The sequence below is a fragment of the Olsenella profusa DSM 13989 genome (assembly GCF_030811115.1).
Taxonomy (GTDB): domain Bacteria; phylum Actinomycetota; class Coriobacteriia; order Coriobacteriales; family Atopobiaceae; genus Olsenella_F; species Olsenella_F profusa.
In genome coordinates, this window is record NZ_JAUSQK010000001.1 from 441,285 (window position 1) to 455,201 (window position 13,917).

The following is a 13,917-nucleotide window of genomic DNA, read 5'->3' on the forward strand; positions in this document are numbered from 1 at the left end:
GTCAACTGCCGCAGGTCATGCCACTGCCCCTCAACAAAACCACCAAACCCTGGGCACCCTCACGCACTTCACGAAAGGGGCCCGGCATCCATCGGGATGCCGGGCCCTGCTGCCTTGGGGGAGTGTCGCGCTCCGAAAGGAGGGGGCTACTCCTCTATCGTGGAGACACGGCCGTCACCGACGGTGTGGCCGCCCTCGCGGATGGCGAAGCGGAGACCCTGCTCCATGGCGATAGGATGAATGAGCTCGCAGCTGACGGTCACGTGGTCACCCGGCATGGCCATCTCGACCTTGCCACCATTGGAGTCGGTGAGCGCCTGGATGTCGCCCGTGACGTCGGTGGTGCGGAAGAAGAACTGGGGACGATAGCCGGAGAAGAACGGGGTGTGACGGCCACCCTCCTCCTTGGTGAGGACGTAGATCTCGCCCGTGAACTTCTTATGTGGGGTGACGGAGCCGGGCTTGCAGAGCACCTGGCCACGCTCGACGTCCTCGCGCTTGATGCCGCGCAGCAGGATGCCCACGTTGTCGCCAGCCTCGCAGAAGTCCATGGTCTTGCGGAACATCTCGATGCCCGTGGCCGTAGAGGTCTGGGTGTCCTTGAGGCCCACGATCTCGATGGGCTCATTGAGCTTGAGCTCGCCGCGCTCGACACGGCCGGTGACGACGGTGCCGCGGCCGGAGATGGTCATGACGTCTTCGATGGCCATCAGGAAGGGCTTCTCGTTGTCGCGCTGGGGCGTGGGGATGTAGGAGTCGACGGTGTGCATGAGCTCGATGATGGAGTCGACCCACTTCTGCTCGCCGTTGAGGGCGCCGAGGGCGGAGCCACGGATGATGGGGGTGTCGTCTCCGGGGAAGTCGTACTCGGAGAGGAGGTCGCGCGTCTCCATCTCGACGAGATCGATGAGCTCCTCGTCATCAACCATGTCGCACTTGTTCAGGAAGACGATGATGTAGGGCACGCCGACCTGGCGGGCGAGCAGGATGTGCTCGCGGGTCTGGGCCATGGGGCCGTCGGTGGCGGCGATGACGAGGATGGCGCCATCCATCTGAGCCGCACCGGAGATCATGTTCTTGACGTAGTCGGCGTGGCCGGGGCAGTCGACGTGGGCGTAGTGGCGCTCCCAGGTCTCGTACTCGACGTGGGCGACGGAGATGGTGATGCCGCGCTGGCGCTCCTCGGGAGCCTTGTCGATGTTCTCGAAGGCGGTGTAGTCGGCCTTGCAGCCCTCCTGCTCGGAGAGGACCTTGGTGATGGCGGCCGTCAGGGTCGTCTTACCATGGTCGACATGACCAATCGTACCAATGTTTACGTGCGGCTTACTACGATCGAACTTCTCCTTGGCCATTGCCGTCCTCCTTATGAAACAACCCTTAGGCCATCCTACACGTGCGCATATCTCAAACGGCACCGAAGCGCCGTAAGATTGCTGGTACCGGTGACTGGATTCGAACCAGTGACATCGCGGGTATGAGCCGCGTGCTCTAACCAGCTGAGCTACACCGGCATGGTGCCGAACGACTTGAGATGGAGCCCGCGACCGGATTTGAACCGGTGACCTCTTCGTTACCAACGAAGTGCTCTACCGACTGAGCTACACGGGCATGGTGGGGATGCATGGACTCGAACCATGGAACCCAGAGGGAGCGGATTTACAGTCCGCCGCAGTTGCCGCTGTGCCACATCCCCATGCCGTTTTCAAGCCACCTACAAGTGCGGAATCATCCCGAAAGGCACGCCCCTCCGAATGGGTTCCTCCTTGCAAGCGGGAGAATGATACGACGGGTACACATCGTTGTCAACGGAATCCACGCGGCCGGGCGTCTCTCTCCCACGATTCCTGCACAACTGTGGGGCGACCTGCGCGAGCGGCCCGTCGCAGGGGGCACTAGCCCTGATCTGGCGCCTGCTCCTGCGCCTCCGCCGCCAGGAGGTCGGCATAGCGGGAGAACCGCACGACCAGGTCCCTCCCTCGCTCATCCCTGATGGACACGCGCGCATTGATGTGACGGAGCGTGGCAACGACGGCCGCGGCATCATATGCATGAAAGGTGAGCTTGCCCATGAGCCTACCAGCAGTCACCTCCATGCCCTCCTGGGCCAGCATGTCGACGGCTATGTGGTCGTCAGCGACGTCCCGACGCGCCTGGGGGTCGTCCACGAGCGTGCCCTCCAGCTCCTCGAGCCCCCTGATGCTGGCGATGGTTCCCGCATGTGCGGCAAAGAAGAAGTAGACGTTCGAGCTCTCGCGCATCGGACGCTCCGGCGGTCGGGGCAGCTCGTCCGCCTCATGCCCCCTGCCCAGCTGGAAGTCGAGCAGCCACTGGATGGCGTCGAAGCCGGTCATGGCGATCATCTTGTCATACCCCATGTCCGCCGTGAGGCGGTACCCCAGCTCGAAGAGGTGGAAGACGCCATCGGCCGTGCGGATGGCCTGGACGGAGGCGATGCCGTCCCGGCAGCCGGATGCGGCGAGCACACGACGCACGCCGGGATCCACGTCCCTGAGGTATGTGCAATAGCCCGTCGAGATGGTGGTTCCAAAGTCATAGATGTTGGGGGGATGTCCGGGCTCGTTGTAGGTGGCGCCCAGGCGCAGCATGCGCGCCTGCCCCCCCACCAGCGCGTAGACGATGCTGAACTCGTCGCCCACCAGGCGCTGCTCGACCACGACGCGGGGGTTCTCGGACACCTGGCGCACCAGCTGCCAGGCACGCACAAGCTCCTCGGGCGTGTCACAGAAGCTGACCCCCTGGTTGCCGCTGCAATCGACGGGCTTCACCACCACGGGGAAGCGCACGGCGGCGAGCTCCTCGTCGAGCCTCGCCCGCGTGGCATCCCGGACGCCACCGGTGGCGAGCTCAGTCACAGCCTGATCCATGAGGGCGGGATCGGGGGCGTACTGGTCTGCCGTGGGCACCCCCTCCCGATGGCAGATGTCGAGGAACCTGCCCTTGTTGCGCGCGGTCTCCCAGCCTTCGGGCGCAATGTAGCAGGGGAGTCCCAGACGCCCGCACAGCTCGATGGTGCGGTCGAGGTTGAACTCGCTGACGCCGGCAAAGACGCCGCCCACGCCCTCGGCACGGCAGCGCTCCTCGAGCGCCCCCACGTTTCCCGTGTCGATCGGCCAGCTCTCGTCGGCGACGAGCTTTGCCCGGGACGCCTCCGGGGCAAGCCCGTCGGTCACAATCACATGGCAGCCCATGCCCTGGGCCTTGCGCACGATGTCGACACTCCCCAGTGAGGTGCCCAGCATCAGCAGCTTCTGCACGCGATCCCCTCTCTACCGTCCCTCTCTCGTCCCGGCGACGAGCCTGCTCCTCGGGCGTCCGGATGGGCCTGCGGGGAGTCTGGCGGCAACGCAGCTGCCAGGGGTGGCACCCTGACGGCCAGCTCCACGTCCCATGACCGGCCGCATGCCCGCGAACCTGCCCCCTCTCGCCAGACAAGGTACCTGGCAAGCCCCTTGAGAATCATCGGTACGTCCCTCCTGCCGTCCTGGCGTCCAGCACGAGGTCGCAGATGAAGTCCACGTCCTCGAGCGGCAGGTCGGCGTAGAGTGGTAGGGTGAGCACGCATTCGCTGAGCCTCAGCGCCACGGGCGTCTGCGTCGCGTCGAAGCGATCCCGATAGCACTCGAACGCACTCGTGAGCGGATAGAAGTACTTTCGTGCCTTGACGCCCGCCTGTTCCAGGACCTGGCAGACGCCGTCCCTGCTGGCCCCAAACTCCTGCTCGTCCACGATGATGGGGAAGTAGGCATAGTTGGGCCGCACCTGGGGGTCAACCGGACTGAGCCGAATGCCCCCCACACCCTCCAGCCGCTCCCGATACCGGCTGACCACGCGCCCACGCCTCGCGATCTCATCGTCCACATGGCGCAGGTTGCACAGGCCCATGGCAGCGCAGAACTCGTTCATCTTGGCGTTGGTGCCAACGCCATCCACCCACTCGGGACCTCGGATGCCAAAGTTCTTGAGTCGGTAGAGCTCCAGGCCAAAGTCCATGTCGCGGTAGCAGGCCGCTCCGCCCTCGATGGTATTGAATACCTTGGTCGCATGGAAGCTAAGACATGATACATCACCAAAGCTTGCGATTCCCTGATTGCGATAGCGCATGCCGAAGGCATGGGCGGCATCGTAGATGACCCTCAGGTGATGGCGCTCGGCAATCTCGGCGATGGCGTCCACGTCACATATGTTGCCGTACACGTGCACGGGCATGATGGCGCTCGTGCGCGTGGTGACGAGGCTCTCGACCTTGGAGACGTCCATCGTGAAGTCACGGGCGCTGACGTCACAGAACACCGGCGTGAGGCCGTTGCGGACGATGGCGTGCGTCGTTGACGCGAACGTGAAGGGCGTGGTGATCACCTCGCCCTGGAGCTTCAGCGCCTGGAGCGAGAGCTCCAATGCCATGTGGCCGTTGGTCAGGAGTTCCACGCGCTGGACGTCGAGGTAGCGTCTGAGCCCCTCCTGCAGCTGCTCGTGCTTGGGGCCCATGTTCGTCAGCCACCTGTTGTCCCAGACATCTCCGATCTCTCGCACGTACTCCTCGAATGGGGGCATTGACGGACGGGTGACCAGGATGTTCTTGTGTGCGCTCATGGGTTCTCTCTCACGGGGTCTGTTGGGGCTGGGATGGGGCGGGACGCCTCTCAGGGGCTCGGGCTATACCAGAGAGGTATGCTGCGACGCGACGTCGTCGGAACCGGTGCCCCTGTGTCGAAGCATCACCTTGGCGCCGGAGAGCACGTTCCACTTGAGACGCTGGGCGACCCCGTACTCCTCAAGCACGGGCTTGTAGCGTGGGGAGAACAGTGCCGCGTAGTGGTGAAGGACGAGGTCCTCGAAGAACTCGCGACGTAGGATGGCACGCTGCACATAGGTGGTGTAGCGACCCTCGCTATACTCGTCGAACGCTTGGAGCCCCGCGCGATACCCCTGGTGCACGCGTACGCTGAAGACGGGGTCACGGGAGAGTCGGGACATGAAGCCACCGCTGTCCTCGGTGTAGCAGGACATGGGGCGCGCAATGTACCAGGCGGGTCCCTTGCTGAGGAAGAACAGCTGCATGGGCTGATCCCCCACGAGGTAGAACCTGCTGGGGAAGCCCGTTGGCGCAAGCTTGAGGTATTCGTCCACATAGTCGCGGCGCGTCAGCATGCAGCTGATCTGGAACATCCATCTGCCCTCATAGAGCTCCCGACGGAGCCATTCGTCCGCGCCGAGGATGCCCTCGTCGACAGGCACGGGCGGGAACATGGCGTGCGGATTGCTGTCACCGGGCCTACGAGCCAGCACGTCGTGAACCGAGAAGGCGCACTCGGGGTGCTCGTCGAGCGCATGCACCTGGCGCTCGAGCTTGGAGCTGTCGCACCAGCAGTCGTCCGTCTCCAGCAGCGCCACGTAGCGTCCGCGTGCCTGGGCGGCCATCTCGGTGATGACCGACCTTCCCTTGCCGTACTGGTTCTCGCTCTCGAGGAAGGGGCGTACGATCGCAGGGTAGCGCTCCGCGTACTCCCGAATGACGTCCGCAGAGCCATCCGTGGAGGCATCATCATGAACGAGCAGCTCGAAGGCGAAGCTCGTCTGCTGGCACACCACGCTGTCGAGGGCCCGTCGAAGCGTCTTGGCATGGTTGTAGCAGATTCCCAGTACCGACACCACGATCTCATTCGCTGGCATATTCTGTTCCAACTCTCTCATCGATTGTGACCAGTGGGCCACGCATGGCTCACACCACATGAGGTTTCGTTAAGATAGCGAAAGCCTCCGCTTCAGTATGCCAAAAATCATCTGGAGAATCGGATTCCTGCCTAGGACACCACAGATGGCATAGATGGCCACGGCCACCACCACGTCGAGCACGAGTCCGAGGAACACGTTGTGGACGAGGGTGCCGACCGCCATGACGGCCGCCCACATGACGAGGGCGGAGAGCACGGTGCCGGCCACGAAGCGCACATCGACCCTGGGGCGCACGAGCCTGAGCGAGTGTCGCAGCAGCAGTATATTGACAAAACACTCTGTCAGGACGGAGGCGACGGCCGCCCCGTTGAGCGACCAGAGGGGGATGAGGAACAGATTGAGTGCCACATTGAGGGCCGTGGCGCAAAAGTAGGGCCCCACCAGCTTGCCCTCCTGTCGCGCGCCAATGATGACCTGATAGGAGACGATGTCGCCCAGCCCCTTGAAGATCATGATCGGCGCCAGGAGCTGCATCGTGAACGCCGCGGGGGCGAAGGGCTCACCAAACATGACGATAACCAGATTGTGCGCCACGGCCACCGTTCCCATCACGATGGGGGCGGCAAAGTAGAACACGATCTGCATGCCCAGGGTGACCAGGTCGCTCACCTTCTCGCGATCCGTCTCGAAGAGGTAGCTGATGCGTGGCAGGAATACCTCCGAGATGGCCGTGCAGAGGGTGAAGACCACCATGACCGCCTTCATGGCGTTGCTGTACCAGCCCACCACCTCGGGGGTGTCCATGGCACCCAGCATGAGCACGTCAACGTAGTTGTAGAGCTGGGCGCCGGCAGAACAGGCGACCAGGACGAAGATGGGCCTCAGGTGCTGCCTGAGGTGGAGGCCGTGGAGCGTGAGATGCACGTGGCGCCTGGCGCGCACGATGTTGAAGAGGTAGTTGCCACAGGTCCCCATGACCGTGAGGAAGGCACTCAGGACATAGTCCTGAGGGCCGTGCACGAACAGGAGGATCGCAAGCACCGAGAGCCCCTTGACGATGATGCTCCTTACGGCGATGTAGACGTAGTCCTCCCTCCCCTGATAGAACCAGTCGATGCTGATGTAGTTGAAGAGAATGGGCAGGCCACACACGAGATACAGCGGCAGGTCGCTCGTAAAGAACAGGGCGACCACGATCGCATAGGCCAGCAGTGCCACCGTCGTGGAGCAGAAGTTGATGGCGATGATCTCGCTGAAGCAGGTGTCGGTGTCCCGTTGGCTGTCGCGGCGCTTGGCGATCTCGCGCACGCCATACATGGGTATGCCCAGACAGGCGACGAGCACCAGGTACGAGGCGACGTTCTGCGCGTACGAGACCGCTCCGACGCCCGCCGGCAGAAGGACGCGCGCGAGATAGACGGACGAGATGAGCGGGAAGATGACGTTCAGCACCTTATAGAGCACGTTGAACGCCGCGTTTGCGGCAAACGAATGCCCCTGCGGCGGCTGTGAGGTGACACGTTGGCTAGCCACGAGATTCCCCCTTGTCGTGATGACGCTTCCACCAGTGCCAGTATCCGGCTGCGGCAAGCGCCCCACCGAGCGTGTTGTAGGTAAGATCCGCGACTTGGAACGTACCCACGTGAAGGACGAGCTGACAGGCCTCGATGAGCAGCGAGAGAACGCCCACGGAGACGATGGCGCGCGCCAGCGGATGACGGGAGGCGTGACGGCGCAGGAGCACGTCGAGCAACGCCACGGCAACCGGCATGAGGAGCAGCAGGTTCTCGAACCCCTCCCCCGTGAAGTCGCCGTTGCTGTCGTGCAGGCCCCACCCCTCCCAGAGCACGCACAGCGGGTCAGACCAGTACCCGCGCCCCATCAGCGTGCGACTGGCCACCAGCACGACAAAGGTGACGAGGGCGCCCTCGCCTCTGAGAGCGGCATCCCCCCTGAGGGCGGTGGCCCATGCGCGTGCCCCCGCAAAGAGGGCACCCCTCACATGTGCGGCATGCTGGCACCAGACGAAGGGTGCCAAGGTCACCACCACGGCGACGGCAAGGGCAAGGGGGAGCGGCACGAAGAACGCCTCGAGGATGTCCCCCACAACAGTGGCCAGAGCAACGATCAGCCTCATCATGAGTCCCATGGCCCTCGCTCCCACGAGACGTATAGGTGCCCAGCGCCAGCGGTAGGGCCGGAACGCACCAATGACATCCTTGTCCAGAGGGATGGGCACGACCCCAGGCGCACCCCGAGGCCCTGATGGCTCGACCGCACGGGGGCTGACCGGAGCAGGGACACGGCCGTCATGCGCCCCACCTATTCTCCCCCAGCCACAGCCTGGACGGGAGACGCCTTCCTCCCCTTGGCGTGCGCCCCATAGGTCGGAGGGACGCCATCCTCCTCATCCTGCCGGGAGGCGGCATGGTGGTCCCGTGCCATGGCGACGATGGAGCCGAGCACAAAGCCGATCACAAAGCCCAGGGCCGCGACAAGATCGCGGGAGAGGGAGCTGGGATGATCCGCGAGCTGCGGGGGCGAGGCGACCGTCATGTAGGTCGAGTTGATGACGTCATCCATGTAGCCCGGTGCCTCCTGCACGAGCAGCTGGGCGAGACGGTAGGCGTCCTCTGCCGTATCCGCCGTCACAGTCACCGTCACGAGCGGGGTGGTGGCCTCCACCGTGGCGGTCGCCAGCTTGCCCTGGCGTGCGGCGATGTCATAGGCCGAAAGGCCGGCGGCATCGGCAGCCTGCTCCTGCAACGACCCGCTCGAGAAGGCGAACAGATAGACATTGGCAAGCGACTGTGACGTACTCATGTCGCTGGTGTTGAGGTAGCCGAGCGCCTGCTGGTCGTTCGGATCCAGCGCCGACCGATCCGCAGAGGCGGCGGCCTGGGTCGTGGGACGATTGCTCACGTACACGGTAAACGTGGACTGGTACTGCGTCTTTACGAAGTAGGTGACGTAGGCAAAGCCCAGGGCCGCACCGAGCAGCGCCATCAGGATGCAGGATACCATGTGATGCCCTATCGATCCCAGCAGCCTGGACAACCTGATCGCCGTATGCTCGTCGTACGAGAGGTCGATGTACTGACTGCTCATGAACGTTCCTCCGTGATGAGGTCGAAGCTCGCAAGCATGTCATGGGCCTCCTGCCGTGAGGTGTTCATGATGACGTCGACGATCGAGAGGTTGGGGACGAACTCCTCGACGCGCACCTGTGGGTAGGGAACGGGGTGACACCGCACGAACGCCAGCTTGATGCCGTGGGCCCGGAAGTCCTCGAAGGAATAGAGCGCGGTGCCCCCTATCGGGTTGTAGTAGGTGTCCGCCTGCAGCTGGTCGCAGTAGTCATAGAGACGCTGCTCGCGACGGAGGGACGGGTCCTGCGGAAGGTCGGACGTACGGATGAGCCGCGTGTCGATGCCAAGGTAGTGGCAGGTGAGTTCGATGGAGTCGAAGAGGAAGTCCGCAAGGTTGGTCTTTTTGCAGCGCAGCACCCTCTCCATGAGGTCGAGCCCCGCATCGAAGTTGGGTGCGGAACGATACTCATGGCTCAGCTGGTGAAGCATCGTGTCCGCATCAAAGGGTGCGAGCTCGTGCTCCATGATGAAGCGGTTGCGTGACGCATGGACGATGGGCAGCGTGAGGTAGCGCGGCCCCATGTTGCCCAGCACACGGTTGCGATTGACCCACCCCCGCTTGATGTAGTTGTAGTTGTCGGCGACACCATAGACGTCCACCGCATTGATGAGCTGCCAGTAGCCCAGGTATGGCATGAAGTACGCCTGGTTTGCCCCAAAGATCACGAGAGGTCTCCCTTCAAAAGTGCCCCATAGAACGTCTGCTTCCCATTATGCTCGGCTGGGAACCCCTGCTTCCAGGTGAGTTTGAAAAGGCTGGTGTCGCGGGAGAGTTCGTCCCAGCGCGCCGAGTCAAAGGGCTCACCCAGGCACTTGGAGAGCTCGTCGCAGAGGGGGTTGTTGGGTGTGACCCCCTCGAAGGCCGCGGCGATGTATGGGTCGTGTCGCTGAGCCATCGCGATAAGATAGTCCACAAGCAGATAGTCGACCATGAAGTCGCTCCGACGCCAGTGCTCGAGGAAGAGGTCGCGCACCGTGACGAACACGCGGCGATGGTCCTCGTCACAGGCAAGCGAATACCCCGCAAAGTTGCCTCCGGCAATGGAGGCGTGCAGGTAGTCAGGACGCTTGATGGTGAACATCGGATGACCGAAGACCAGCTCGTCAATGGGGGCGATGCAGAAGAGCGTCGCGTCCAGCCAGAGCCCACCGTGTTCGGCCAGCAAGCTGAGCCTGAGAAGGTCAGAGAGGTTGGTGCGCGTGATGATGCCCGCATGCACCTTGTCCATCACCCAACCAGGAAGGTCCACGTAATCACGATAGTTCGCATCCGTGACAAGCGTAACGGGGTGATTGCCCACGTTACGGCTGATGGATGCCACGCAGGCACGCACGATCACCGGCGCCCGATCGAGCCCCTGCCACCAGCAGAGCCACACGTGATCCGTGAGGGTGGGAGCGGCTGGCGGGGGCGGGGCGGCATAGTCATAGGATGCGGCATAGTCTCCCAGCAGCCCCTCGAGGTACCGAAGAACCACCGCATGCTTGCGCAGGAGTCGGGCACGTACCGCCGGTGGCTCTCGGTAGCCATTGTGACTCATCACCTGGATGTCGACCTTCGCGCGAAGGGTGGCGAGCGCGTCAGACCATGATGTCGCCCCCGCAATGACCCGCGTGGCGTGTAGCTCTTCGCCGATGCGATGGAACATGTGCCTGACGCTCATGTGGCCCGTCATGGCTGACGACCCCTCCCCTTGCGGAACATGCGGTACAGGCGTGCCAGGCTCAGCACCGCGCAGACATTGTCGCGCTCGAGTTCGTGCTCGAACAGCCTTTCGCCCAACGGCATGCCTCGCCGTGACAAGCCTATGCAGTATTCCTGAAACACACGAGACTCGACGAGCCGGCGGATGTCAGACGTCCGCCGGCTGTTGCTCAGGCTGCTCGATTCTATCGCTCTCACATACAGGATGGCATACGTCACAGCCGTATGCCTCGTGCGTTTCAGAGACTCAGCAGCATCGGACTCGTCCCTCGCCAGGGCGGCAAGCTCGTTGACGAACTTCTCATAGTGGCTGATGGTGCCCCAGGCACCGAGGCGCGCACGCCACACGGGGTCATCCGTGCGATAGAAGTAGTCGGTGGAGCAGATGAACGATACGCATCGCGCGTGGGCATACGCCGCGATGCTGAAGAGCGTGTCCTCGGTGACAACATCCTCAAAGGCGAGGGCATGCTCCTCGACGAAGGCGCGGCGATAGATGGACGCACCCACGAAGAGGGCAAGCGGGTGCGCCAACGAGTCCTCCGGAAGCATGCCAAAGAGCTGTCTGCGCACGCCGAGGATGCCTCGCCGCTCCCTCAGCACGATACCGGCGAGCGGGTGGGGCCGCACGCTACAGGTCACATTGTCGCGCACGTCACAGTGCCCGCTCGAGACGATGTCCGCCCCCTCCTTGACGGCAGACCTGAGGAGCTGCCCGTACAGGGAGGGTCCCACCCAGTCATACGCATTGACGAAGGAAAAGGTAGTCTCCCGTGCAGACGCGCATGCCGGCGTTGCGCGCCTCGCCGGGACAGTGCCGCTGCCGATGCACCACACGCACGTTGGCATGATCCTGGCCGAGCCGATCGACCAGGCGGCCACTGCCATCGGACGAGCCGTCGTCCACGAGGATGATCTCCAGGTCATCGATGGTCTGGGCAAACAGGCTGTCCATGCATGTGGCAAGGTACCCCACGGCATCGTGGACGGACACGACCACGCTAAGGATCGGCATGGGTCAGCCCCCCATACAGCCCCCCAGGCCAGCCGAGGCGAGCATCGGACGGGCAACGTGCGTGTGCAGGGGCGCTCAGGCCCTCCTGTCGGTGGCGATGGGAAGCCCCATCGCCACGTGCGGGCCTCCCTCCCCGACCCGGGTCATATGTCTCTGCCCCGCCCGTGCGGCAGTGGAACCCGTCTACCAGGAGCGCCCTCATCGCGTGGGTCCCGGCAACGCAGCGCCCTCGTACACCGCCAGCGTACGATCGACAAGGGCGTCCCACGAGTAGGTGGATCGAACGTGCGCCAAGGCGGCCCTCCCCTGGCGCGCAACCTCCTGCTGCGCCCCCAGCAGACTCGAAAGCTGCTCCGCAAGGGACGAGGCGCTCCCGCGGGCAAAGGTCGTCCCCGTGCCCGCCAAGACGTCCGCGCACTCGGGGATGTCGCTCGTGAGGCAGCAACGTCCATAGGACATGGCCTCGAGCAGGCTCATGGGCATGCCTTCGAGATCCGAGGGCAGCACGTAGAGGTAGGCGTTGCTGTAGAGCTCCTCCAGGACGCGCCCCTGCACGAAGTCCGTGAACAGGATGGAGTCATCGCCTGCGGCGCGCTGTCGCACGTGGTCGAGATAGCCCTGCGAGTCGGAGGCACCCCCCGCTATCACGAGACGCTTGTCCGTATGCACGCGACCCCAGGCACCGATCAGGTGGTCGAGCCCCTTCTCGGGCACGATGCGTCCCAGAAAGAGCACGTAGGAACCGGGTTCCAGCCCCCAGGCGGAACCGATGAGCCTCGCCGTCACGGGCGACTTCACGGAGACGGCATTGGGGATGAGGATGGTCTTACGCCCATAGGCGCACCTGAAGTACTCCTGGGCACCACGGCTGAGCACGATGACCTCATCGGCCTCATGCGCCGCCCTACGCTCCCCGTGCCTGAGGTATGCGGAGGCCGCACGACCCCACTTGGCGCGCTGCCAATCGAGCCCATGGATGGTGACCACACTGCGCACGCCCGCGCGCTTGGCAAGGCCCACCATGGCGGCGGGGCCCTCGGCATGGAAGTGGATGACATCGACGCCGTCCGCAAGGGCCGCCCGTGTCGCAAAGTACGAGGAGCTGGCGGCGGCGAGGCCCTTGGCCTCGATCGTGCGGACGTGGCGCACGCGCACGCCCTCGTACTCCATGACGGAGTGCTGGTCGAACTGTGTGCCAGCCACGTTGTGGCCACGGCGACAGTAGGCGACCACCTCGTTGCCACGCTCGACAAGACGTCGGGAAAGCTCGCTCACCACCACCTCGACGCCACCCTCACGCGACGGCACACGCTTCTGTCCAACCATGGCTATTCTCAAGAGGCTCCCCTAGCAGCCCTGTGCCCGAAGCACGGCAAAGACGGTCTGGAAGATGATTCTCAGGTCCGTGAGGAAGGAGCGGGTGCGCAGGTAGAGCACGTCGAGACGCATCCACTCGTCGAAGCTGATGGTGTCGCGATCGGGCTGCACCTGCCAGTAGCTGGTGATGCCCGGCTTGCAGCTCAGGCGATAGGCCTGATAGTAGTTGTAGCTGCTACACTCACTGGGCAGGCCGGGACGCGGCCCCACCACAGACATCTGACCCATGAGCACATTGAAGAACTGGGGCAGCTCGTCGAGGGAGTGCGCCCGCAGGAACCTACCCACGCGGGTGACCCGCGGGTCATCGTGCATCTTGAAGACGGGGCCATCCTTCTCGTTGTACTGCATGAGTGTGGCAGCCTCCGCCTCGGCGCCCACGCGCATGGAGCGGAACTTCCACATGCGGAAGGTCCTGCCATCCTTGCCCACGCGCAGCTGCTTGAAGAGCACGGGACCAGAGGGGTCATCGATCTTGATGGCGAGCACGATGAGCACGTACAGCCAGCTGCCGAGGACGATGGCCACCGCCGAGAAGACTATGTCAAAGACGCGCTTTGCGAACCGATAGAGTGCCCCGCGGCTCGCGCGACCGGACCTCTCGCCAGAGGGCGGTATGATACCCAGTGCCTGCTCCATGCGTACCCCTCATCCAAGTGCGGACCATTGCGACACGGGTGGGAGGCTGACGTCGCACGATGGGTCGCAGGACGACGATGGGCCAACACCCCCGTGGGTGCCGACCCATCTGCATACGCTATGGAGCTGGCGGCCGGACTCGAACCGGCGACGACTAGTTTACAAGACTAGGGCTCTACCAACTGAGCTACACCAGCATGCCACAGCATCATAGCGTCTGCGGGGCCGACACACCAGAAGTGCTAGAGAGAACCACCCTCCTCCTCATGCCATGACATGAGGCCTCGGGATGGGCGGAGGCCGCCCCGTGCACTCAGACGCGCCAGCAAGCACAAACC

The 13,917-nt window shown here is 63.8% G+C and carries 13 protein-coding genes and 4 tRNA genes; all 17 read right to left on the reverse strand.

The window, feature by feature from the left end; genetic code table 11:
* Positions 1–146: 146 nt before the first annotated feature.
* The 17 genes from tuf to J2S71_RS02095 all read right to left on the reverse strand — a co-directional run bounded on the left by tuf (position 147) and on the right by J2S71_RS02095 (position 13,776).
* Entirely contained in the window at positions 147–1,352 is a 1,206-nt protein-coding gene (gene tuf / locus J2S71_RS02015; RefSeq protein ID WP_021727125.1) for an elongation factor Tu, read from the reverse strand.
* Between the two features lie 82 nt (positions 1,353–1,434).
* Positions 1,435–1,511: transfer RNA gene (locus J2S71_RS02020), tRNA-Met, on the reverse strand.
* Positions 1,512–1,532: 21 nt separating this feature from the next.
* Positions 1,533–1,608, reverse strand: a tRNA-Thr gene (locus J2S71_RS02025).
* Position 1,609: 1 nt separating this feature from the next.
* Positions 1,610–1,693 (reverse strand) — tRNA-Tyr (locus tag J2S71_RS02030).
* 199 nt (positions 1,694–1,892) lie between these two features.
* Positions 1,893–3,275 (reverse strand): ATP-grasp domain-containing protein, encoded by a 1,383-nt coding sequence (locus J2S71_RS02035; protein ID WP_021727082.1) that lies wholly within the window; start codon positions 3,273–3,275, stop codon positions 1,893–1,895.
* 202 nt (positions 3,276–3,477) lie between these two features.
* A complete protein-coding gene (locus tag J2S71_RS02040; protein ID WP_307388456.1) occupies positions 3,478–4,611 on the reverse strand; it encodes a DegT/DnrJ/EryC1/StrS family aminotransferase in 1,134 nt (377 codons plus the stop codon).
* Positions 4,612–4,674: 63 nt separating this feature from the next.
* Positions 4,675–5,691: a glycosyltransferase family 2 protein gene (locus J2S71_RS02045; protein ID WP_307388458.1), complete on the reverse strand. Its 1,017-nt coding sequence runs from the start codon at positions 5,689–5,691 to the stop codon at positions 4,675–4,677.
* Between the two features lie 69 nt (positions 5,692–5,760).
* Positions 5,761–7,227 carry a flippase gene (locus J2S71_RS02050; protein WP_307388460.1) on the reverse strand — a complete coding sequence of 489 codons (1,467 nt, stop codon included), beginning with the start codon at positions 7,225–7,227 and terminating at the stop codon, positions 5,761–5,763.
* Entirely contained in the window at positions 7,220–7,843 is a 624-nt protein-coding gene (locus tag J2S71_RS02055; RefSeq protein WP_198009667.1) for a VanZ family protein, read from the reverse strand. Before J2S71_RS02055 ends, J2S71_RS02050 begins: the two co-directional genes overlap by 8 nt.
* Positions 7,844–8,016: 173 nt before the next feature.
* Positions 8,017–8,802, reverse strand: coding sequence for a Wzz/FepE/Etk N-terminal domain-containing protein (locus J2S71_RS02060; protein WP_307388462.1), 786 nt, complete (start codon positions 8,800–8,802; stop codon positions 8,017–8,019).
* Entirely contained in the window at positions 8,799–9,509 is a 711-nt protein-coding gene (locus tag J2S71_RS02065; protein ID WP_021727115.1) for a WbqC family protein, read from the reverse strand. Before J2S71_RS02065 ends, J2S71_RS02060 begins: the two co-directional genes overlap by 4 nt.
* Entirely contained in the window at positions 9,506–10,507 is a 1,002-nt protein-coding gene (locus tag J2S71_RS02070; protein WP_307388464.1) for a capsular polysaccharide synthesis protein, read from the reverse strand. The genes J2S71_RS02065 and J2S71_RS02070 overlap by 4 nt, the downstream gene beginning before the upstream one ends.
* Positions 10,508–10,515: 8 nt before the next feature.
* A complete protein-coding gene (locus J2S71_RS02075; RefSeq protein ID WP_307388466.1) occupies positions 10,516–11,283 on the reverse strand; it encodes a hypothetical protein in 768 nt (255 codons plus the stop codon).
* 4 nt (positions 11,284–11,287) lie between these two features.
* Entirely contained in the window at positions 11,288–11,563 is a 276-nt protein-coding gene (locus tag J2S71_RS02080) for a glycosyltransferase (protein WP_307388467.1), read from the reverse strand.
* Between the two features lie 198 nt (positions 11,564–11,761).
* Positions 11,762–12,889 carry a glycosyltransferase family 4 protein gene (locus tag J2S71_RS02085; protein WP_307388469.1) on the reverse strand — a complete coding sequence of 376 codons (1,128 nt, stop codon included), beginning with the start codon at positions 12,887–12,889 and terminating at the stop codon, positions 11,762–11,764.
* A 21-nt stretch (positions 12,890–12,910) separates the two neighbouring features.
* Entirely contained in the window at positions 12,911–13,579 is a 669-nt protein-coding gene (locus J2S71_RS02090; protein WP_307388471.1) for a sugar transferase, read from the reverse strand.
* Between the two features lie 121 nt (positions 13,580–13,700).
* Positions 13,701–13,776, reverse strand: a tRNA-Thr gene (locus J2S71_RS02095).
* Positions 13,777–13,917 lie beyond the last annotated feature (141 nt).

Excerpts from the sequence above, each read along its gene's own strand:
- tuf (WP_021727125.1), bottom strand. The coding sequence starts at position 1,352 with ATGGCCAAGGAGAAGTTCGATCGTAGTAAGCCGCACGTAAACATTGGT.
- J2S71_RS02040 (WP_307388456.1), bottom strand. The coding sequence starts at position 4,611 with ATGAGCGCACACAAGAACATCCTGGTCACCCGTCCGTCAATGCCCCCA.
- J2S71_RS02045 (WP_307388458.1), bottom strand. The coding sequence starts at position 5,691 with ATGCCAGCGAATGAGATCGTGGTGTCGGTACTGGGAATCTGCTACAAC.
- J2S71_RS02055 (WP_198009667.1), bottom strand. The coding sequence starts at position 7,843 with ATGGGACTCATGATGAGGCTGATCGTTGCTCTGGCCACTGTTGTGGGG.
- J2S71_RS02060 (WP_307388462.1), bottom strand. The coding sequence starts at position 8,802 with ATGAGCAGTCAGTACATCGACCTCTCGTACGACGAGCATACGGCGATC.
- J2S71_RS02070 (WP_307388464.1), bottom strand. The coding sequence starts at position 10,507 with ATGAGCGTCAGGCACATGTTCCATCGCATCGGCGAAGAGCTACACGCC.
- J2S71_RS02080 (WP_307388467.1), bottom strand. The coding sequence starts at position 11,563 with ATGCCGATCCTTAGCGTGGTCGTGTCCGTCCACGATGCCGTGGGGTAC.
- J2S71_RS02085 (WP_307388469.1), bottom strand. The coding sequence starts at position 12,889 with ATGGTTGGACAGAAGCGTGTGCCGTCGCGTGAGGGTGGCGTCGAGGTG.
- J2S71_RS02090 (WP_307388471.1), bottom strand. The coding sequence starts at position 13,579 with ATGGAGCAGGCACTGGGTATCATACCGCCCTCTGGCGAGAGGTCCGGT.